Here is a 978-nt window from a genome sequence, read left to right on the forward strand (position 1 = left end):
TTAATCCGGTAACTCCAGTTTCGCCTGTACCACCCGTTACTCCAGTTAATCCGGTAACACCTGTTGCCCCTGCGCCTGCCAGTAATGTGTAGTCTGGGGAGGTTCCTGGTGTTCCTGTTGGAGCTGCAACATTGGCAATATACGTGCTGCCGTTAAACGTAACTACCTGACCTGCTGGATATGTTGGAGCCACGGCTGGATCGAAAGGGACCACTCCACTCAATCCGATACCCGTCGCTCCCGTGGTGCCTGTAATTCCTGTCGCCCCGGTTTCACCTGTAACACCCGCTATACCTGTAACACCTGTTGCACCCGTAAGTCCGGTTCCACCAGTTACACCGGAGACTCCAGTTGACCCGGTAACACCCGTTGCTCCTGCACCTGCCAACAACGTGTAGTCTGGGGATATCCCCGGTGTCCCAGTTGGTCCTGCAACATTGGCAATATACGTACTGCCGTTAAACGTAATCACTTGACCTGCCGGATATGTTGGAGCCACTGCCGGATCGAATGGTACCACTCCGCTCAAACCGATACCCGTCGCACCCGTGATACCTGTAATTCCTGTCGCCCCGGTTTCACCTGTAAAACCTGTAATGCCTGTGACACCCGTTGCTCCTGAACCTGCTAACAACGTGTAGTCTGGGGATGTCCCCGGTGTCCCAGTTGGTCCAGCGACATTGGCAATATACGTACTACCGTTGAACGTAACTACCTGACCCAATGGGTATGTTGGTGCCACAGCTGGATCGAATGGTACCACCCCACTCAAACCAACCCCTGTTGCACCCGTGATACCTGTATTTCCTGTCGCCCCGGTCTCACCTGTAAAACCTGTGTTGCCTGTGACACCTGTTGCCCCTGTAAGTCCGGTAGCCCCTGTAACTCCCGACTCTCCGGTTATCCCTGTGGCTCCTGTTCCACCAGTTGTACCAGAGACTCCAGTTGATCCGGTAACCCCCGTTGCCCCTACACCAA

Annotated in this window: 1 pseudogene; it reads right to left on the bottom strand. The window is 54.6% G+C overall.

Annotated elements, in window-relative coordinates:
• Positions 1-978, bottom strand: a pseudogene (locus CHH60_RS29655) (hypothetical protein); the annotation flags it as partial.

This window comes from Paenibacillus sp. 7523-1 (genome assembly GCF_002276415.1).
Taxonomy (GTDB): domain Bacteria; phylum Bacillota; class Bacilli; order Paenibacillales; family Paenibacillaceae; genus Paenibacillus; species Paenibacillus illinoisensis_A.